Origin of the sequence: Sulfitobacter sp. (assembly GCF_036960155.1) — a bacterium.
In the GTDB taxonomy this organism is placed as follows: domain Bacteria; phylum Pseudomonadota; class Alphaproteobacteria; order Rhodobacterales; family Rhodobacteraceae; genus Sulfitobacter.
The window spans coordinates 1041865-1063206 of record NZ_JBALWB010000001.1 but is presented as its reverse complement, the minus strand read 5'-3'; the positions used below and the strand labels follow the sequence as shown (position 1 = coordinate 1063206).

General features: G+C 51.3%; 17 protein-coding genes. 14 read left to right on the top strand and 3 right to left on the bottom strand.

What is annotated here, in order from left to right:
* The first annotated feature begins 19 nt into the window (after positions 1-19).
* From V7775_RS05320 to V7775_RS05310, 3 genes are all read left to right on the top strand, one after another.
* The gene (locus tag V7775_RS05320; protein ID WP_335750812.1) at positions 20-718 is read left to right on the top strand and encodes a hypothetical protein; all 699 of its coding nucleotides are present in this window, start codon (positions 20-22) and stop codon (positions 716-718) included.
* Positions 718-1569, top strand: coding sequence for a bifunctional DNA-formamidopyrimidine glycosylase/DNA-(apurinic or apyrimidinic site) lyase (gene mutM / locus V7775_RS05315; RefSeq protein ID WP_335750811.1), 852 nt, complete (start codon positions 718-720; stop codon positions 1567-1569). Before V7775_RS05320 ends, mutM begins: the two co-directional genes overlap by 1 nt.
* A gap of 63 nt (positions 1570-1632) precedes the next feature.
* A complete protein-coding gene (locus V7775_RS05310; protein WP_335750810.1) occupies positions 1633-2409 on the top strand; it encodes an enoyl-CoA hydratase in 777 nt (258 codons plus the stop codon).
* A 97-nt stretch (positions 2410-2506) separates the two neighbouring features.
* Here the strand turns inward: V7775_RS05310 and V7775_RS05305 are convergent, their stop codons facing one another.
* Together V7775_RS05305 and V7775_RS05300 are read right to left on the bottom strand one after the other, a co-directional pair.
* Positions 2507-4834, bottom strand: a complete 2328-nt coding sequence (locus tag V7775_RS05305) for a hypothetical protein (protein ID WP_335750809.1) — start codon at positions 4832-4834, stop codon at positions 2507-2509.
* 33 nt (positions 4835-4867) lie between these two features.
* The gene (locus V7775_RS05300; protein WP_335750808.1) at positions 4868-6844 is read right to left on the bottom strand and encodes a hypothetical protein; all 1977 of its coding nucleotides are present in this window, start codon (positions 6842-6844) and stop codon (positions 4868-4870) included.
* A 777-nt stretch (positions 6845-7621) separates the two neighbouring features.
* Between V7775_RS05300 and rpsT the strand changes: the two genes are divergently transcribed.
* The 11 genes from rpsT (at position 7622) to V7775_RS05245 (ending at position 19082) form a co-directional block, all read left to right on the top strand.
* The gene (rpsT, locus tag V7775_RS05295) at positions 7622-7885 is read left to right on the top strand and encodes a 30S ribosomal protein S20 (protein WP_335750807.1); all 264 of its coding nucleotides are present in this window, start codon (positions 7622-7624) and stop codon (positions 7883-7885) included.
* Positions 7886-8375: 490 nt separating this feature from the next.
* Positions 8376-9740: a chromosomal replication initiator protein DnaA gene (gene dnaA / locus V7775_RS05290; RefSeq protein WP_335750806.1), complete on the top strand. Its 1365-nt coding sequence runs from the start codon at positions 8376-8378 to the stop codon at positions 9738-9740.
* Positions 9741-9879: 139 nt separating this feature from the next.
* A complete protein-coding gene (dnaN, locus tag V7775_RS05285) occupies positions 9880-10998 on the top strand; it encodes a DNA polymerase III subunit beta (RefSeq protein WP_335750805.1) in 1119 nt (372 codons plus the stop codon).
* Between the two features lie 105 nt (positions 10999-11103).
* Positions 11104-12213, top strand: coding sequence for a DNA replication/repair protein RecF (gene recF, locus V7775_RS05280; RefSeq protein ID WP_335750804.1), 1110 nt, complete (start codon positions 11104-11106; stop codon positions 12211-12213).
* 84 nt (positions 12214-12297) lie between these two features.
* A complete protein-coding gene (gene gyrB, locus V7775_RS05275; protein WP_335750803.1) occupies positions 12298-14712 on the top strand; it encodes a DNA topoisomerase (ATP-hydrolyzing) subunit B in 2415 nt (804 codons plus the stop codon).
* A gap of 200 nt (positions 14713-14912) precedes the next feature.
* Positions 14913-15740: a 3-methyl-2-oxobutanoate hydroxymethyltransferase gene (panB, locus tag V7775_RS05270; protein WP_335750802.1), complete on the top strand. Its 828-nt coding sequence runs from the start codon at positions 14913-14915 to the stop codon at positions 15738-15740.
* Entirely contained in the window at positions 15737-16582 is an 846-nt protein-coding gene (gene panC / locus V7775_RS05265) for a pantoate--beta-alanine ligase (RefSeq protein WP_335750801.1), read from the top strand. The genes panB and panC overlap by 4 nt, the downstream gene beginning before the upstream one ends.
* A gap of 223 nt (positions 16583-16805) precedes the next feature.
* Positions 16806-17357 carry a carboxymuconolactone decarboxylase family protein gene (locus tag V7775_RS05260; RefSeq protein WP_335750800.1) on the top strand — a complete coding sequence of 184 codons (552 nt, stop codon included), beginning with the start codon at positions 16806-16808 and terminating at the stop codon, positions 17355-17357.
* Positions 17358-17518: 161 nt separating this feature from the next.
* Complete coding sequence (locus V7775_RS05255; RefSeq protein WP_335750799.1) at positions 17519-17821, top strand: hypothetical protein; 303 nt, start codon at positions 17519-17521, stop codon at positions 17819-17821.
* A 9-nt stretch (positions 17822-17830) separates the two neighbouring features.
* The gene (locus V7775_RS05250; RefSeq protein WP_335750798.1) at positions 17831-18484 is read left to right on the top strand and encodes a DsbA family oxidoreductase; all 654 of its coding nucleotides are present in this window, start codon (positions 17831-17833) and stop codon (positions 18482-18484) included.
* A gap of 4 nt (positions 18485-18488) precedes the next feature.
* Positions 18489-19082, top strand: a complete 594-nt coding sequence (locus V7775_RS05245) for a TetR/AcrR family transcriptional regulator (protein ID WP_335750797.1) — start codon at positions 18489-18491, stop codon at positions 19080-19082.
* A 3-nt stretch (positions 19083-19085) separates the two neighbouring features.
* On the opposite strand, the gene V7775_RS05240 is transcribed toward V7775_RS05245, so the two are convergent.
* Positions 19086-21317, bottom strand: coding sequence for a heavy metal translocating P-type ATPase (locus V7775_RS05240; RefSeq protein ID WP_335750796.1), 2232 nt, complete (start codon positions 21315-21317; stop codon positions 19086-19088).
* Positions 21318-21342: the final 25 nt, after the last annotated feature.

Here is a 21342-nt window from a genome sequence, read left to right as displayed (position 1 = left end):
GGGAGGTGCAAACTGCCATTTGACGCAGCCCAAAAGGACACGGAATATGGAGCACTTAAGCGGTATCCTAGATACGCTGACATCAATCTATCGCGCGGCGCGTGATGGGCCGACCATTTTCTTTCCGGTTTTCATTTTTGGATGCGTGCTGATTTGGATCAAATGGAGATTCATTGCCAAAGGGACAAAGAGCGCTGCAAAAGCTAACTATGAAGGTTGGGTCACTGACGCCATTGAGCAAGATCACGACTTGCGGACAGTTCTGGTCATGAAGCCAATCAAGCTTTTACGCGTTGCTGTTTATTCTTTGCTTTTCTTCGGTGGAGGTGCGTTATTCTATTGGATGGTTGTGCTATCAAAGCCCGATATTTCAACAGAAGACTGGCTTGTCTTTGGTATCATGTTGGCCTTCAGCGCCTTAGGGTTTTGGATGCTATGGCTTTCGTTTACCCGCATCACTCTGTTCTCTGATAGAATTGAAAGAACATCGCTTCTAAGAAACCGTTTCATAGGACCCCTGTCTGAAATCGACAACGTTAAGCCCATTCGCAAGACAATAGCGGGAGGGATTTATGTATACTTTTCCGACGGAAGACGCCTTAGAATAGTTGCACGGATGTCAGGCTATCGCCAGTTGCTAGAGCGCTTGTCCAAGGATGACCCTAAACTGCGAATGATGACCAATCACTACAGCAACCAAGCCAAAAAGGTGCTTTGATGCCCGAACTTCCTGAAGTTGAAACCGTCCGCAGAGGGTTAGCCCCGGTGATGGAAGGTACAGTCATCGAACAAGCGGATGTGAACCGCCCCGATTTACGCTGGCCATTCCCCGAGAATATGGCGGAGCGGCTGACAGGGCAACGTGTTGAACGATTGCGGCGTCGGTCAAAATACATCCTTGCAGACCTAAGTTCGGGCGAGACATTGTTGATCCATTTAGGGATGTCTGGGCGGATGCTCATTTCTGGTGATCCCCTTGGCCAATTTACGCATGACCACCCCGCCGCTCAAAAACACGATCATGTGGTGTTTCACATGGAAAGCGGCGCACGAATTACCTTTAATGACCCCCGCCGTTTTGGCGCGATGGACCTGTTAGAGACGGCTACCGCTGAACAGCACAAGCTATTGGCGGTTCTGGGACCAGAGCCTCTCAGCAACGATTTTCACGAGTCGATTCTTATTGAGGCCTTCAAAGATCGCAACACCCCCGTGAAATCCGCCCTGTTAGATCAACGAATTGTTGCTGGATTGGGCAATATTTATGTCTGTGAGGTTCTTTTTCGAGCAAATATTAGCCCAAAGCGTAAGGCGGGCCAGATTGCCACAGCACGTGTTGGCGCCATGGTTCCCATCATTAGAACGGTGCTTGAGGAGGCTATTGAAGCAGGTGGCTCTTCTTTGAAAGATTTCCGGCAAGCCGATGGAGAGCTTGGATATTTTCAACATTCTTTTGACGTTTACGGAAGGGAAGGTGAACCGTGCCGCCGAGAGGCTTGTTCCGGCATAATCACACGGGTTGCGCAATCGGGGCGATCCTCTTTCTACTGTCCTAAATGTCAAAGATAACTTGAACCCTATCACCGCCATGGTATGCACTAGCGTCTGAGCAACAACAAAAGGGCCGCACACATGGCTTATGAAACGATCATTCTGGACGTCGACAATCACGTAGCTTTGGTCACGCTGAACCGTCCTGACGCGCTGAATGCGCTAAATGATCAATTGATGAGCGAGTTGGCAGACTGCCTGAAAAGCTGTCAGGAAAATGACAAAGTGCGCTGCATCGTTGTGACAGGTTCGGAAAAGGCATTTGCTGCCGGTGCCGACATCGCGATGATGAAAGAAAAGTCGTTTGTCGATGCATTCTCGGGCGATCTTTTCACACCCGAAACAGATCAAATCATGCGAGTTCGCAAGCCTATTATCGCTGCAGTGTCAGGCTATGCGCTGGGCGGTGGCTGCGAGCTGGCGATGATGTGTGATTTTATCATCTGTTCAGAGACTGCAAAATTTGGCCAACCTGAAATCAACCTTGGTGTTGTTGCAGGCATTGGCGGCACCCAGCGTTTAACGCGCATTGTGGGTAAGTCAAAAGCGATGGACATGAACCTCACCGGACGTTTCATGGATGCTAATGAGGCCGAACGTTCCGGCCTTGCCTCTCGCGTTGTTCCCGTGAAAAAATTAATGGAAGAAGCCTTAGGCGCAGCCCAGAAAATCGCTGAGAAATCTATGATCTCCGTGATGGTTGTCAAAGAATCAGTGAACCGCGCATATGAAGTTCCTTTGCGTGAAGGTTTGCTGTTTGAGCGCCGCATGTTCCACGCCCTTTTTGCAACAGAAGACCAAGAAGAAGGCATGGGCGCCTTCCTAGAAAAACGAGAAGCGCAGTTCCGCGATCGGTGAGCCTGACTGCCATTACTAGATGGATGCAGTGCGGCCTTTGATACTATTCAGTTGATGATATCAAAGGTCCTCTATCAGATGTCGACACGCAACCGTCTTAATCAGCCATAAGGCGACCCAGTCGCAAAGCCTGATATTCTAACGCCATCTGGTCTCGTACTTTTTTATTAAGCTCGTTTTCTTGCCGGGTCAGCTCTTTGCCGATTTGTTCGCGCGAATACAAAACCTTGGACGGGTTTGGCAAAAGCAATTTCGCATCCCGTTCTCTAATTTGTTTTTGAATGTCGACGCCCTTCTTGATGACCGCTTCTGACCCGGAACCAATGTACCCTAAATAGGGACCAAGTACGCTCAAGCCGCCCAGACTCGCGACAGCGCCGCCAACGCCTACAGCTTGGCCCACAAATTGTGGGTCGTTGTTTTCCAAAGCGTTCAAAAACCCATCAAGCTTTACGAGAACATTAGTTGCATTGGTGGCAGTCCCCAATTTCCCTTTGGCGTCTTTGTAATCCTTACTAAAGTCAGACCATCCCCGTTTTCTTAAATTTCCCATATCTTCGTTCCACGCCATAAATTCCGTAGCGCTGTCAACGGCATCAAAAAGGTCGGCGACCCTGAATAACGTTGGATCTGGCCCTTTGCCTGTGCGTGTTTTTAGTTCATCCTCTTTGGCAATTGACTGCAAAGAGGTCTTTTTCATGCCATCAACAAAGGTTTTAAAACCACGCATCAATGGCCCCGCTGTCGCCCCTGATGCGCGAAGCTTCGCCATTTCTTGCCCGGCTGCACAAAGCGCAGCACCCCGCAATGCGTCAACGTCTTTTACCAATGAAGCCAAGGCATTCTTGGTCTTGGCCAATTGCGTCATCTGATCTTCTATTGAACTAATACATGCGTCGATCTCTTTTGAGTTAGCAGATTGCGCATTTTTCAATGCCCGCTGAGCAAAGATAGGCGTGTCATTGTATGCATCCTCAAGATACGTCGCCATCTGAGTGTTGGCTTTTTTCAACCCATCCGTTTTTGGTAGGGCATTTGCTTCTTTACGCAGCTGACCCAAGGATGCAGCCAAAGTATCCTGCGCTATGCCAAGGCGTCTTTCAGCCCCCTTAATCGTCGCTTGAATCTGTGTTACTTGGCCATCAAGTTGCGCGATTTCCGCCCGTTTTGGCGCACGTACAACCCGGTCAAACCGATCTCGTTCTGCCAACAGCACCTTCAATCTTTTACTATAATTACGGTGCGCACTGTTGTTTGCTATCGCTTGTTTAACTTCGCGGCGGCTCAGGCCCGCGTTGTTTTCAAAACTATCTTCAATGGCCGATACGCGCCCTACATAATCAGCAATGGAATCCTCCAATGGAACGCCTTTTTGAAAGGTCCCTTTTTCTCCAAATTTTGGGGAGGTTTCAATTTGACCCTTGTCATGGACATATCGGACCATTTCGCCAACAGCCTTCTTCTTTGCAGCCAATTCAGAAAGTTGTTGGGTCTGAGTAACCTTAAGACCTGCGATCTCGTTAGCGATAGGATCGATAGCACCTTGCGCCGCCGCTACCTTTTCGATGGCTGCGGTGGCGCGTGCAAGTTGGTCGTGCGCGGGCTGCAAGCTTTTGCATTGCTCCGCACTAGCCTTAAGGTCCCGCGATTGTTTCTTAAAGCTACCGGCCACGGCATCCCGGGTATCAATCCTCTTTTTCAGTGTCCGAACGAAATCATACAAGGATTTCGCCTGTTTCTTGCCCGGCATCGCAACGTTCCCGTTTGGACCACCATAACCCACCGCAGGATTGTGTATGATTGTAAGTCCCTTAGACCGTAAATGTGATCCACCAGACATTTTGCCAAATGCCATCGCCACGTCGAGTTGGATCGAGCCGTCTGCATTGATACGATCAAGGTATCGTTTGCTGTCAGGAGAGGGTGTATTCAGATCAAGCCGCCAATCCTGCAAATTGTTCTTCATGTTAAAGAATTCTTTATCCAGCTTTTTGGCCTCCGCCGCTGTGAGCTGCCCTGCTCCGGTTGGCTCCAAGGGTTGAACATAAAGCCCAAGTGACGACGCATTGTCATAATAGGGTGAGACCCTGTAGAGCAGCAGGATTGGCGCGGATTTAGTGGTCGTTGTTATTTCACTGGTCTCGCCGTCATTTCCCGTACTCATGTTTTTCAAAGGTTCGGTGACACGGTTCTGCAACGCCTCAGTGATGGAACTACCGCCCTTTGGCGTTGGCGGTGCAACCCTAGGCCCTTTGCGTTTGAATACTTGCTTGCGCGGTGCGGGAACATATTCAAACACCAATTCAAACGTCTGAATTTCCTGCAAATTATAACTGCAATCTTTAACCTGCGCCTGCGCAGGTGACAGGGCGCAAAAAGACGCGCCAAACGAAACGATGAATAAACCAAAAAAAGCGTGTCGCATTTTAAAAGGTCCTATTGCTGAAATGCATTGAACTTATTCTGATCCCGCCACGATATGCGCGGCGAGACTGCCGTCATAATATCTTGCGCGAAACCCAAAAGGGCTGTCAGCCAACGGAAAGGAAACGGTCCATTCAGGACCCAATCCTCCAAGGGTAACATCGACAATGAGACCGCCCGCATTTTCGACAGCGCCCGGCGTGGCATAGATGTGAAGGCCATCCTCAAGGGTTTCGAGCAGATCAAGTGGAACAACCGCATCCCCTGTCCGCAAACTAACTGAACGGATCAACTTAAGAGCCCCATCCGCAAGATAACCATCGATCTGGTCTAATCGGCCAGAGATTTTCTCGGCCAATGCATTCTCAACATGCACGTTGGCTTCGATATCAAGGCCAAACAACAAACCACCATCTTCGGCGAAGGGCTGTAGTTCCAATCGAGTCGCAATCCAAATGCCCGTACTGTCGGGTTCGGAGAAAGGGCCAACAGCAAACCGTGTGTCAGTTGTCGCCGCAAACGGGCTGACGACGTTTTGATGGGCCGCTTTTACGCTTGCCTGCCGCAAAATAATACCCTCGCGGTCGGGCCATTCGGCTGCAGTAATTACATTGGAAAACTTAACTGGATCAGCAGGATCAAAAGAATAGGTTGGGTAAAATCGGGGCTGGATACTATCATTTTTCTTCATCCAATCCTCTAACCGAAAAGTGAAACCGTGCAACCATCCGGGGATAGCGTAGGGATCATCACGGCCTAAGGTGTCCATGTTTGCATAGGAAGGATGGCACCAGTGTGCAGCATTCCAAATCAGGCGGGAATTTGCAGCATATTGGGTCCGTCGATCACCCTCCGCAACTTCGTCAATATAGTCTTGAACCATTGCCGAAAACCGCTCTGTAATTTCGTTTTTATCGAACCAGTCACGGTCGCTCAAAGCTGTGCAGAAAATTTGGTCTGTGTCATTGAATTTTATGCCGAAATAATCTTGCGTCGTTAAGCCAAGTATATGCCGCAGGTAGTCTTCGGGTCGCGCCAACAAACGAGAGGCCTGGCGCGCCGAAAAGCTGTTCCATTGAGGCAAAAGAAATGTTGGCGTTGGGCCTTGCTCTCCTGCGAGGTAAACAAATGCCAGCCACCCTGCCGCACGGACCGGGATCCCATCCATGACAAGGTTATATGCGACATCGTTCAATGCTGCTGCGATATGTGTATTGTAATTTGTAAGTATGTCACGAAACAGCGCATCCGTCTCGGGATCGCGCTCAAGAAACAGGTAGGGCAAAGCCGTCATCGCATTAATATTCGAATTGGCTTCGTGACGACGTTCGACAGCGACAACCTGATGAATGTAGTCAATGGCAGGACGGTATCCAGTTACGGCCAACCGCTCTGCCAATTTGTAGGTTTCTATATCTGCTGGATCGGCCCAAGCAAAATCCTCCGACATTGGGCTGCCCACCACGACATCCCACAGCTGCCAAATATCCACCGCCACATTTTTCATCAATGCGTCGTATAGATCATCTCCAAAAAGGCGTGATTTTGCCGCTGCGTAAAGTCGATTTGCATCCTCCGGCCTCCCGACACCAACCAAAATATCAAGCGCTAAGCTAATTTGCGTTCTGGTCCGAGAGTCTATCTGTTTTTGCGCGTCACTCTGGGCATCGTATTCTGGTAGACTGGCAAAGGTGCTGGCAGCGGCTTGAAGTGTACTATGCGCCCAATCGCGCGCAGCGTCAGTCTGCTCGATCGACACGGCGGGACGGGACACTGGACGGGATCGGTAACGTTGATTATGAGTTTCGCGCGGCGCGATAGATGCCGCTAGGGAGGCGAATACTTCGATTGGCCGAGCAGGAAATTCCTCGACTACCACCATCTCACCGTCTTTTTGCGCGACAGCCAGAATACCTGCGTTTGGGGGGTAACCTTGGGCGCCCAAAGATAGCGGCTGAACTAGCAAGGCTATTGTCAGGGCAATACTAAACAGACGCGATTGTTTGAGCATATCAAAACGTCCTTTCATTTCTTTCGTATCTTCAGGGACGGTTCGGTTACGCTTTGTGCGTCCTTAGTGAGGCAGTTTGGTGGTGTGCCACCGCCACAAAAACAAACAACTCCTGGAGGGCAAAAACACTTACCCATAGGGATGTACTCACATCCTTCACGTGCCTCACAAGCTGCGGAAATCTTAAGGCCAAGTTCCAATTCGATACTCAATCCCGAGGCCGACAAAAATCCCTGCCTGAATTGAACCTGGCATTGGTCCGTCGGCGCGGCACAATGATAGGGCCCTTCATCCAGATCTTGGATCAGCATGCACTTAGTGGAAGTGAAGCAAGACAGATGGTCGATATCGGCACAAATTTCCGCTGATTTGACAGGAAAACTTAACATAAAAATAATAAAAAGCGCCAAAACGTTAGAACTAAGGATTCGGCCAGTCATAATTGGCTACCTCATTTAGTCAGAGTTTAATGAAGCAACTTTTAGCACATTTTGGCTTATCAGGCAAATCTACGGCCTCGCAGTGCCCGAGATTGCGCTCTTTGCTCGCAAGGCAGCCAAGACGGTCCTTACCTTAAGAAAGCAGAAAAAATACGTTTTAGGATGGCTTTCACTGCGTTGCATCACGCCTATCTTTACAACCGCCCCCAATCCCCGCTATAGGCCTCCTCATACATGCGCGTGCAGCCCGCTCTGGCTAGAATCACCTATCTGGGTTTTATCCAGTCTGGGTTTGGCGTCGCGCTTTGACATAAACCGAATTAATAGGATGATCCTCATGGCAAACACCCCACAGGCGAAAAAACGCGCACGTCAGAACGAAAAGCGCTTTGCGATTAACAAAGCACGTCGTTCACGTATCCGCACATATATCCGCAAAGTCGAAGAAGCGATCGAATCTGGCGTTAAAGACGACGCAGTTGCCGCATTGCGCGCAGCTCAGCCTGAGCTGATGCGCGGCGTGACAAAAGGTGTTTTCCATAAAAACACTGCATCACGCAAAATGTCGCGTCTGGCCGCACGGGTCAAAGCGATCGCCTAAAGAATCGGGCAAAAGACTTTTCTGCACAGGCGTCACCATTGGTGGCGCCTGTGTTGTTTTAGGGTCCTCTTTCACAGGGCCGTGAGATTCTTTTTCTGCAAACTCAGAGTCAACAAATAAGATCAGTTGAACCGCACACTCCCACCTTGCTACGAAGGGTGAGCGATTCACATCGCGGGGGGACAGACCCGACGCACCGAGATCATTTTGCTAGAAGTGAAATTCGGTTTTGAAGGTTTCTCTCAATGTCCACGCTGGGCACTTGAGTAGAATTGCAGATGATGCTGCCAGCACATCTGCCTGTCACAATATCAGGACGATGTCGTTCAATCTGTTTTGGCGCAAATGCGCATCTCAGGTTTGTTCGCATCATATTAACAGTCTAAGGACAAGGTCGGTTTCCGCTGGGACCCGGTACGGCCTCCTTTTGTCCAAAGACTGGTTTGGTGGTTGTCGCTTTGGCGACATAATTGATGGTGGTAGGTAAAGAATGACACGAGACGAATGGGGCAACGTCAAACAACGGCTTCTTAAGACAGTCGGGCAGAATAACTACACAACATGGATTGATCCGTTAGCGCTTGGCGAGCTTCAGGCTGGCATTGCAACGGTTCATGTTCCCACTACCTTTTTTGGAAACTACGTCAGCCAGAATTTTTCCGATCTCATCCTGCATGAGATGAAAGCCGTTAACGCTACGCTATCGCGGTTGAACTTTGAAGTTGCAGGCAAAACGCCAAAACCTGTTACACGCCAGACAGATGCCATCACCGCCCCCCGTTCTGCCGCTCCAAAGGCACCTGCCACAGCAACCCGTTACACCGCCCCTCTGGAAAGACGTTTTTCATTCGATACTTTTGTTGTCGGTAAACCAAACGAATTGGCCCATGCTGCAGCACGCCGCGTTGCCGAAGGCGGCCCCGTCACCTTCAATCCGCTGTTTCTGTACGGTGGTGTAGGATTGGGTAAAACACACCTGATGCACGCCATTGCCCAAGAACTTCAGACTCGCAAACCAGAACTAAACGTTCTTTATCTATCTGCTGAACAATTCATGTACCGTTTTGTTCAAGCATTGCGCGATCGCAAGATGATGGATTTCAAAGAAATCTTCCGCACCGTCGATGTACTGATGGTGGACGATGTCCAGTTCATTGCAGGCAAAGACAGCACCCAAGAAGAGTTCTTTCACACGTTCAATGCGCTGGTGGATCAAAACAAACAGATCATCATATCAGCAGATCGCGCACCACAAGACATCAAAGACCTGGAAGAGCGTGTTAAATCGCGTTTACAATGTGGCTTGGTCGTCGATCTACACCCAACAGATTATGAGCTGCGCCTTGGCATCCTTCAGACCAAAGTAGACATCCACCGCGCATCCTACCCTGAACTCGAGATGGATGATGGTATCCTTGAGTTCCTTGCGCACCGGATCTCCACCAATGTGCGTGTTCTTGAAGGTGCTTTGACGCGTCTCTTTGCCTTTGCGTCCCTTGTTGGCCGACGCATTGATATGGAACTGACGCAGGATTGCCTCGCTGATGTTCTACGCGCATCTGAGCGAAAAATTACAGTCGAAGAGATTCAACGTAAGGTTTCTGATCACTACAACATCCGCCTGTCCGACATGATCGGGCCAAAGCGTTTGCGCAGCTACGCACGCCCGCGTCAGGTTGCGATGTATTTGTGCAAACACATGACCAGCCGCTCCTTGCCTGAAATCGGTCGCCGGTTTGGCGGTCGTGATCACACGACAGTCATGCACGGTGTTAAGCGGATCGAAGAGTTGAAAGTATCTGACGGGCAAATCGCCGAAGATCTTGAGCTTTTGCGCCGTGCATTAGAGGCCTAAAGCGCCTCAAAGATGCAGCGATGCCACAGGGCGGCCTTTCAGGGGGTCGCCTTTTTCGTATCAGGTTCGTTAAGCCTTGTGATTGGCCGTGAAGCGGGTACTTTGACGGCTCTCAATCCTGCATAATGGAGATAGGTATATGAAATTCAGCATCGAACGCGCCGCGTTGCTTAAGGCCGTCTCACAGGCACAGTCCGTGGTTGAACGGCGCAACACAATTCCAATTCTTGCGAACGTCCTGATCGAAGCAGAAGGCAGCGATGTTTCTTTCCGCGCTACTGATCTAGATATCGAGGTCGTCGACAAAGCACCGGCGCAAGTTGAACGCGCAGGCGCAACAACCGTTGCCGCAACCACGCTGCATGAGATTGTGCGTAAGCTTCCTGATGGTGCGCTGGTTTCCTTGACCGCTGACACTGCTGCTGGTCGCTTAACGGTTGAAGCTGGCCGCTCAAACTTCTCGCTTGCGACATTGCCCAAGGAAGATTTTCCTGTGATGGCATCATCCGAGTATGCATCCAATTTCTCAGCAGGTGCTGCCGTACTACGCCGCCTGTTCGACAAATCAAAATTCGCAATTTCCACCGAAGAGACGCGCTATTATCTCAACGGTGTTTACATGCACATCGCAGATGGTGATGGCGCTAAGGTGTTGCGCTGTGTCGCAACTGATGGCCACCGTTTGGCCCGTATTGATGCGGACATGCCAGAAGATGCAGCCGACATGCCCGGCGTGATCGTACCACGCAAAACTGTTGGTGAGCTGCGCAAGTTACTTGAAGACGACGACATGAAAATCGCCGTTTCCGTGTCTGAGACGAAAATCCGTTTTGCCACACCACAGATCACCCTAACGTCCAAAGTTATCGACGGTACATTCCCCGATTATACGCGTGTCATCCCGCAGGGAAACACACGTAAACTCGAAGTTGATGCGGCAGATTTTGCGCGTGCTGTTGACCGTGTAGCAACCGTTAGCTCCGAACGCTCACGCGCGGTTAAGCTGCAACTTGATGAAGATCGTCTGATCTTGTCTGTGAATGCTCCTGATAGCGGTGCCGCCGAAGAAGAACTGGCCGTAGCCTATAGCGACGAACGCCTCGAGATCGGATTTAACGCGAAATACCTACTGGAAATTGCCAGCCAAGTGGACCGCGAAAATGCTGTATTCTTGTTCAACTCATCAGGCGATCCGACCTTGATGCGTGAAGGAAACGACACATCTGCCGTATATGTTGTTATGCCAATGCGTGTATAAAGGGATTGGGATTTTTATAAAATTCCGATCGCTTCTCTGCACCAAGACATTTTATGTGCCCAAAATGGCACCTAGGCACAGTATGAAAATGGAAGGCCCTCGCTGATGGCTGGTCTTTTCCTTTCAAACATCACCCTGTCCCATTTCCGCTCCCATAAACGGGCGGTGATTGACGTGGATGGCCGACCGGTTGCCATCCACGGCAATAATGGTGCCGGAAAAACAAATATCCTAGAAGCCGTCTCTCTGCTGTCCCCCGGGCGCGGCCTGCGACGGGCAAGCGCACAGGACATGACCCGCCGACCTGAAGGCATAGGTTGGAAGATCACTGCAATCTTGCACGGCCCATTGGGTGTCAGCGAGATTGAGGTCGTTTCTGAACAAGGTGCAGCGCGGCAGGTTCGCATTGACGGCAAGTCCGCACCACAAACCGCGCTAGGACGCATTGCGCGGGTGTTGTGGCTTATCCCCTCAATGGATCGGTTGTGGATTGAGGGGGCAGAAGGCAGAAGACGGTTTTTGGACCGCATGACCCTCAGCTTCCTGCCTGATCACGCCGAAGTTTCACTCGCCTATGAAAAGGCCATGAGAGAGCGTAACCGTCTCCTCAAGGATATGGTGCGAGAGCCGTCATGGTACGCCGCGCTTGAAGCGCGGATGAGCGAGACAGGCGTTGCCATCCATCAAAACCGCCTTCATGCATTGCGCGCCTTGTCACAGGCCCAGGATGCTGCGGAAACGTCCTTTCCTACTGCGACACTGACCCTTGAATGTGACATGCCCGATAGCGTTGAGGGTTTGCGCAGCGCGCTTTCTGATGGCCGTATGCGCGACCTATCCGCTGGCCGCACTCTCGTTGGTCCTCATCGTACAGACCTGTTTGGAGAGTACGCTGCCAAAGGGGTGGCCGCCCGCGATTGCTCAACTGGGGAACAAAAAGCGCTATTGGTTTCATTGATCCTTGCAAATGCGCGCGCGTTGGCCGCCGATTTTGGCGCACCACCATTATTGTTGCTTGATGAAGTCGCCGCACATTTGGACACAGACCGCCGCGCCGCCCTTTATGACGAGATCGCAGCCCTTGGCGCACAGGCCTGGATGACAGGCACCGAAGATGGTCTCTTCCAGGCTATGGGCACCCGCGCACAAACGCTTTTGGTGAGCGAAACAGACGGTGTATCCAACGTTTCTGCGCCTTCGAATTTCCCCTCTTAACTTCACACAAAATCTTGTGTCATTCGCGTGACATTAGCCTCTGAAAACGGTATATTTCGGGGATTGAATAACAGGATGGTACCAATGTCCGAGACTGACCAGACACCAGAAGAATATGGCGCAAATTCCATCAAAGTTCTCAAGGGCTTGGAAGCTGTTCGCAAGCGCCCCGGAATGTATATCGGTGACACCGATGATGGCTCAGGTCTGCACCACATGGTGTACGAAGTTGTGGACAACGGCATCGACGAAGCATTGGCTGGTCACGCCGATCATGTTGCCGTCACCATCCACGACGACAGCTCGGTTTCCGTCTCAGATAACGGGCGTGGCATTCCGGTAGGAATACACGAGGGAGAAGGCGTTTCCGCGGCCGAGGTCATCATGACCCAGTTGCACGCTGGCGGTAAATTTGACAGCAATTCATACAAAGTATCGGGTGGTCTGCACGGTGTTGGTGTGTCTGTGGTGAACGCCCTAAGCGATTGGCTAGAACTGCGCGTCTGGCGCGATGGTAAAGAGCATGTTGCGCGTTTTGAGGGTGGTTATACCACCAAGCACCTTGAAACTCTGGGTGACACAGACCGCAAAGGCACCGAAGTGCGCTTTCTCGCGTCTACCGATACATTCTCGAACCTCGAGTACTCTTTTGAAACGCTGGAAAAGCGCCTTCGTGAACTGGCGTTCCTTAATTCTGGCGTCAAAATCATCCTGCGCGATGAACGCCCCACTGATGCGTTAGAAAGCGTGCTTTACTATGATGGTGGCGTCAAAGAATTCGTCAAATATCTTGACCGCAACAAGTCTTCTATTCTGACGGAACCTATTTTCTTTATCGGCGAAAAAGACGACATCGTCGTCGAAGTAGCGATGTGGTGGAATGACAGCTACCATGAGAATGTTCTGCCGTTTACTAACAACATTCCCCAGCGCGATGGTGGCACCCACATGGCGGGCTTTCGCGGGGCTCTGACGCGGACCATTAACAACTATGCGCAAAGCTCTGGCATTGCGAAGAGGGAAAAGGTTACCTTTACTGGTGATGACGCACGCGAAGGTCTGACCTGTGTATTGTCTGTCAAAGTGCCCGATCCAAAGTTCTCCTCTCAAACCAAAGACAAGCTGGTGTCATCCGAAGTGCGCCCCGCGGTTGAGGGTTTGGTGAATGAAAAGCTGTCCGAATGGTTCGAAGAGAACCCCCAGATTGCCAAGATCGTGGTAAGCAAGATCATTGAGGCTGCGCACGCCCGTGAGGCCGCCCGCAAAGCGCGTGATCTGACACGCCGCAAAACGGCAATGGATGTGAACTTCCTCGCTGGTAAGCTCAAAGATTGTTCAGAAAAAGACCCATCCAAAACCGAAGTCTTCCTTGTGGAGGGTGACTCAGCTGGAGGTTCTGCGCAAACAGGCCGCGACCGTCAGACACAGGCGATTTTGCCACTGAAGGGTAAGATCCTTAACGTGGAACGTGCCCGTTTTGACCGGATGCTTGGTAGCCAAGAGATCGGCAACCTTGTGATGGCGCTGGGAACGGGCATTGGCCGCGATGAATTCAATATCGACAAACTGCGGTACCACAAGATTGTCATCATGACAGATGCGGACGTGGATGGTGCACACATCCGAACGCTTTTGCTGACGTTCTTCTATCGTCAGATGCCTCAATTGATCGAAAATGGTCACCTCTATATTGCACAGCCCCCGCTCTACAAAGTGTCCCGCGGGAAATCCGAGGTTTACCTCAAAGATCAGGCCGCAATGGAAGAATACCTGATTCAACAGGGCATTGATGGCGCGATGCTGCGTCAGGGGAACGGCGAAGAAATCAGCGGTCAGGATTTGACTCGAGTTGTTGATCACGCGCGGCAACTGCGTCGCGTCCTAGAAGCTTTCCCGACCCATTATCCACGCCACATCCTTGAGCAGGCAGCGATTGCCGGTGCCTTTGTACCCGGTGCCGTAGATAATGACCTGCAAGGCGTCGCTGATAAAGTAGCTGCACGCCTGAACCTGATTGCGCTTGAATACGAAAAAGGCTGGCAGGGTCGCATCACCCAAGATCACGGCGTCCGGTTGGCTCGCATTCTGCGCGGTGTCGAAGAAGTACGCACCCTAGATGGCAAAATGCTGCGCGGTGGCGAAGCACGCAAATCCGGTACGTTCACAGAGCATCTGCAGGACGTCTACAATTTGCCTGCAACGTTAGTGCGCAAAGATCGCAACCAATTGATCAATGGCCCGATGGACCTGCTCAATGCGGTTCTTTCCGAGGGCGAAAAAGGCCTGTCACTGCAACGTTACAAAGGTTTGGGCGAAATGAACCCCGACCAACTGTGGGAAACCACCCTAGACCCTGACGCGCGTACGTTGTTGCAGGTCAAGGTTGCGGATATGGCCGAAGCTGATGACTTGTTCACCAAACTGATGGGCGATGTGGTTGAACCGCGCCGCGAATTCATCCAACAAAACGCGCTTAACGTCGAAAACCTCGACTTCTAAGACGCCGCGATTGGCCTCGCTAGCTTGTCCCTGTCACAAGCTAGCGAGGTTTCGCCCATCCAGCGGATTGCCGCACAATTCAATCCCCCCTCTGTGTTTCGTCCTTTCGTGCTTGTGGTAAGGTTTATGCCTAACCCAATGTTGTTGAAATTCAATCTCTTGATCAACACCGTCAGCCCCTGCCTCGAAGAGGATTGAAGATGAGTGCGACAGCCCACAAAACCGCCCCCATGCCCGCCGATATTCTAGCTAGAAAAGGTGGCGCTCCGTTGGTTAGCTTAACTGCCTACACAACACCTATGGCCGAGGTCATGGATGGCATTTGCGATTTTGTTCTTGTTGGCGATTCAGTGGGTATGGTCCTGCATGGGCTATCTTCAACGTTGGATGTGACCATGGAAATGATGATCATGCATGGAAAAGCTGTTCGTCGTGGTCTGACCCGATCCATGCTGGTGATCGACATGCCTTTTGGCAGTTATGAAGAAAGCCCGCAGCAAGCATTTGCGAATGCATCACGTTTGATGCGTGAAACTGGTGCCGGAGCGGTCAAGCTAGAAGGTGGTGAGGTTATGGCACCAACAATCGCCTTTTTGACCCAACGCGGTATTCCCGTAATGGCTCATATCGGCTTAACGCCACAGTCCATTCATACGCTAGGTGGATATAAGGTGCAGGGTCGTGGCGACACAGGCGACCAATTGATAACTGACGCCGATGCTGTTGCCGAGGCGGGCGCCTTTGCGGTTGTGTTGGAAAAAGTGCCTGAAAGTCTCGCAGATCAGATCACACGCAGCGTTGCGATCCCCACCATTGGCATCGGGGCATCCGCAAATTGTGACGGCCAGATCCTCGTAGTGGATGATATGCTAGGCTTGTTTACAGCCTTCAAGGCAAAGTTCGTAAAGCGCTATGCGCATCTAGGTGATGACGCAAAATCTGCCATGCAGGTATATGCAGATGAGGTCACCTCACGGGTCTTTCCGGGGCCGGAACATGTATATTCAGATAAGGTGCCAAAGGCATGACTCCTACAATCATTCGAACCTTGAAAGAGTTGCGCGAAGTTGTTGCTGGCTGGAAAGCTAAAGGCGAAACCGTTGGCGTTGTGCCAACAATGGGTGCCTTGCATCAGGGTCACCTGAGCCTTGTCAGAGCAGCAAAAGATGAATGTGATCGGGCAATCGTGACGATTTTCATCAACCCAAAACAGTTCAATAATCCGGAAGATTATGAAAACTATCCGAGAACTGAAGAAGAAGACGCGCGGAAATTAGTCTCGCTCAAGGCCGATGTTGTTTATGTACCAGACGGCGAACAGATGTACCCATCCGGTTTTGCCACAACCGTTTCCGTAAAAGGAATAACGCAGAGTCTATGTGGGGCACACCGTTCAGGCCATTTTGACGGGGTCGCAACAATTGTAACCAAGCTGTTCACACAAACCCAAGCAAAAAAAGCCTATTTTGGCGAAAAAGATTACCAGCAATTACAGGTCGTTACACGGCTGGCATTGGATTTGGACCTGCCAATAGAAGTCATCGGCTGTCCAACCATTCGCGAAGAAGACGGTTTGGCCATGTCATCGCGTAATCTCCTGTTGTCAGATCGTGCACGCACTTGGGCCCCAGAACTTCACCGCGCCATGGAAGAAATGGCCGAAGGTTTGCTGTCCGGCGGAGATCACGCCTCCCTGAAAGCTGCTGCAATCAAGCGGATCGAACGCGCGGGATTCTCTGAGATTGAATACCTTGACCTGCGAACAGCAGATAAGCTGGAACTGGTAGAAAAACCAGATAAGCCAACTCGCTTACTAGCGGCAGCATGGCTGGGCGGTGTGCGATTGATCGACAATATTGCAGTACAATAACTTGGTTTGGCGTCCGGCGGCTCTTTGACCTGCACCCAGCAGAGAATTTCGAAGATCGAACTGCTCTCCTCCAAGCATCTCCCCTGCATTGAGTACGTCGACACTAGTCGCACACCTCACAATTGAGTGATTGCTCAAATATTCCTATTGAGTGATTGCTCAAACTCATCCTATACCGACGCTAACGCTCAACAAGAGCGGACTAAGATCTTAGGAGAGACCAATGACAACCTTCACCACGCACACACCAGAATCCGCGCCAGAAGCATCAAAACCACTGATCGCAAAATCCATGGCCGCAAATGGCCGCCTTCCTGGCTTGCACGCGGTACTCTCTCAAGCACCAGAAGTGTTTGAAGCCTATCAAGATCTGCACAAGCACTTCATGAATTCCAGCCTTGATAAGGACGAACTGACAGTTGTCTGGCAGTCCATCAACGTTGAAAACAGCTGCCACTATTGCGTTCCTGCACACACAGGCATCGCCAAGATGATGAAAGTGGACGACGTAATCACAGAAGCACTGCGTAACGAAACACCTCTGCCAAATGCACGTCTCGAAGCGTTGCGTACCTTTACGCTGCAGCTGGTCCGTGACCGTGGCTTTGTTTCTGATGAAAATGTTCAGGTGTTTTTGGACGCCGGATTTACTAAACGGAACATCCTTGAGGTTATTCTGGGCTACAGCCAGAAAATCATTTCGAACTACACAAACCACTTGGCCCAAACGCCTGTAGACCAAGTATTTGAAAAATTCGCTTGGAAAAAAGTCTAAGATCAAACAAACGGCCCCGCGCATGTCGTGGGGCCGTTTGCTAGAAAGTTACTTTGATGCAACCACCTCATAATTCCGACCCTTTTACTGCCTTCTGGCAGTCATTCGTCGTTCTACCTTTGTGGGTAAAGCTGTGGGTGGGTCTACTTAGTACAGTAAACATGGCCAGTTTGGCGTTTATTAGCCAACCCTCTGGCGGCTTGATCGCCGCGCTGGTGTTTGCTGGCATTGGCCTAAGTATGATTGCAGCAATCTATTGCGGCGGGTTATCGCGGCTGGTCGGCCTAGGGCATATCATCGCGTGGATGCCATTGATCTTTATGCTTGTTTTTTCGCCACCACTGGCAACGGGCGCTTATAGTGCCTATTTGACATTACTACTGGTCATAAACACCGTCTCACTGGTGTTTGACATCAACGACTTCCGCCTTTGGCTCGCTGGCGAGCGTGCGGTTTTTGCCTGAGGAGGCGTTATGAACACTCAATCTTCCCCCCTTCGCATCGATATTATTTCCGACGTTATGTGCCCTTGGTGCGTTATCGGATATCGGCAACTTGCACAGGCGTTAGACGCCACAGGCGTGTCACATGAAATTCACTGGCACCCGTTTGAGTTAAACCCGAATATGCCTGCCGAAGGCCAGGATGGGGCTGAACATATCGCCGAAAAATACGGCTCAACCCCTGAGCAATCCAAACAAAACCGCACGCACATGACAGCGCTTGGTGCCGAACTGGGGTTCGAATTCGGATTCCAAGACGGGTTTCGGATGCACAATACCTTCAATACACACCAACTGCTGCATTGGGCCGGTGAGCTAGAGCGTAAACAGGACCTCAAAGAGGCTCTCTTTTCCGCGCATTTCACACACCGCCGCGATCTATCTGATGCTGATGTTCTGGCAGATGTTGCTGGCGAAATCGGGCTGGACCGCGCCGAAGCAGTTGCCGTTCTGAAGGACCAACGTTTCGCCAAATCTGTGCGAGATGTAGAAGCGTTTTGGGTTCAGCAAGGCATTCAAGGCGTGCCAGCCGTAGTCTTTGACCGCCAGCACCTTGTCACTGGTGCACAGGGTGTGGAAAACTACACAAGTATTTTGAACCAGATTGTAAAAGAAGACGCCTAATATCATGTCCCGCGCCACTCCATATGATCGTGATAAAACGTTGGATGCCGCCATGTCCCTGTTCTGGGACAAGGGGTATCATGCGACGTCTTTGAAGGATCTTGAGGTGGCGCTGGCCATGAAACCCGGCAGCATCTATGCGGCATTCAAAAGCAAAGAAAACCTCTACCTTCTTGCGCTAGAGCGATACTTTACGAATTCTAGGGATTTCTTTCGCAGAAAGGCAGAGCAGGCAGAAACCCCGTTGCAGTTTTTGGCTGATCATCTGCGTGGTTTTGCGTTGCTAGCAAGTGGTGATGCAGCTCGACAGGCCTGTATGTTAACCAAAACAATGGTGGATACGCGGTCAACAGATGTAACTCTCGCAGAGCAGTCACGTCAGTACCTTCTCGCAATGCGAACAGAAATCGCCAACGTATTTGAGGCGGCAAAGGCTTGCGGCGAGCTGTTTGAAAACGCCGATCCCAATCGGCTGGCCCGTCGCTATCAGGCCAATCTCACTGCACTGCGTTTGGAGTTGCACCAAGGCATAGACCAGTCAGAACTGAATGAGCTGGCCGAGGATATGGCGCGCGAAGTCGAAGCCATTCGGCGCTAGGGTTCAAACAGTCATCTTGCGTAAACGTAACGCATTGCTGAGTACAAACAACGAAGACATCCCCATCGCACCTGCAGCCAGCCCCGGTGATAAAAGAATGCCAAAGAACGGGTACAACACGCCCGCCGCAACCGGAATAAGCGCCACGTTATACCCAAAAGCCCAGATCAGGTTTTGACGGATATTTCGCATCGTTTTCCGTGACGCCGCTACCGCGACGGCAACCGATGCAGGGTCTCCGCCCATCAACACAACATCAGCGGCGTCCATCGCGACATCCGTACCTGTGCCCACTGCGATCCCGATATCAGCATGGGCCAGCGCAGGCGCATCGTTGATACCGTCACCAACAAAGGCAACAACATCACCGTCGCGGCGCAAACTATCCAACGCTTCAATCTTACCTTCTGGCAACACCTCAGAAATTGTCGTCTCAATACCAAGCTCATCCGCGAGATGATCAACCGCCGCAGCGCCATCCCCACTAATCAGCGCTACACGCAAACCACGCAATTTAAGGAGTCTGATAGCTTCCTTTGCGCTTGATTTAGTTTTGTCAGAGATCGCGAGCATGGCAAGCGGTTGACCGCTACGCGCAGCAAAGAAGACGGTTTGCCCTTTTGCCTGCGCAGCGTCACGCTCTACGTCAAAAGAGGTCAAATCAACGCCAAGCTCGGTGAGCCAGCCATGTTTTCCGACATGTATTTGTATTCCATCAACGTAACCCATCACGCCGCGCCCCAGCAGAGCAGTCGCGCCTGTTGCCTCAGGGAAGGTCATCCCCGCCGCAGCATCCACAATGGCCCGAGCAGCCGGATGCTGAGAGGATGCTTCGACAGAAGCAATGGCCGCCAGTGCGGAATCTCGATCTATCCCCTCCGCTGGCATGATACCAACCAATGTTGGCCGTCCTTCAGTGAGAGTTCCTGTCTTGTCAAAAGCAACCAGCGTCGCGCTCTGCAGATGTTGAAGCGCATTTCCCGTTCGAAACAACACACCAAGTTCAGCAGCACGGCCCGTACCAATCATAATTGATGTTGGTGTTGCCAGCCCCATCGCACAAGGGCACGCAATAATCAAAACCGACACTCCAACGACCAACATAAAGGGAAGTTGAGGTTCAGGTCCAACAAGGCCCCACACTATCATTGTCACCACAGCAGCAATCAACACCGCAGGAACAAACCGCAATGTGACCTGATCGACTAGCGCCTGAATGGGTAGGCGCGCGCCTTGTGCCGTTTCGACCAGCCGGATGATCTGAGCAAGCTTGCTGTCTTTGCCTGTCGCTGTGGCACGGCAGATCAACGTGCCCTCAGTGTTGATCGTTCCACCAGTAACCAGATCACCCGCGCCCTTGCTTACTGGCATTGGTTCTCCGGTCAGCATGCTTTGATCTACATCGCTAACGCCATCGACTACTTCACCATCTGATGCGATCCGCTCTCCCGCACGCACCATAAATTGCTGTCCAGTGATCAACGCACCTACGGGACGTTCCTCCCATTTCCCGTCAATATCTACGCGCACTAAATCAGGGCGCAGACCGATCAATCGCTCGATTGCGGCACCTGTACGCGTCTTCGCACGCGCCTCGAGCCAGCGGCCCAGCAGGATCAAAACGATGATGACACAAGCGGATTCAAAATAAACTGCTCTGGATTGTTTTGGCAGCAATTCAGGCGCTGCTAATACAAAAGCAGAATAGGCAAATGCGGCGCCAGTCCCTAAGGCGACAAGACTGTTCATATCCGGCGCACCACGAAACAGTGCGGGTATCCCACGCTTAAAGAAACGCGCACCGGGCCCGATGAGTAACAATGTGGTCAATACAGATTGAAGTTGCCATGAAGTCTCGGTGCCAATGCTATTATGAATCGCATGGTGTATCGCCGGAAACAGATGGCTTCCCATCTCAAGGATGAAAACGGGCAGTGCCAATGCAGCCGCAAAAAGAGTTGAACGCCGCAAAACAACAACGTCATTTTCTTTAGCTTCACGGCGCGCGGCGACATCCTCGTCGGCTTTTAATGAACCCGGATAACCAGCCCGCTCGAGTGCTGCAAAAGCATCCTTTAGGGCCTTAGCTGAATTTGCTGTGAAATATGCGCTTTCGTCAGCAAAGTTCACTGCGGCATCAGCGATGCCATCAACCTCTTCTAGAGCTTTTTGGGCGCGTGCAGCACACGCGCCGCACGACATATTTTCTATACGAATTTGAAAACTATCAGACATTGAACGCCCCTATGCAGGATGCGAC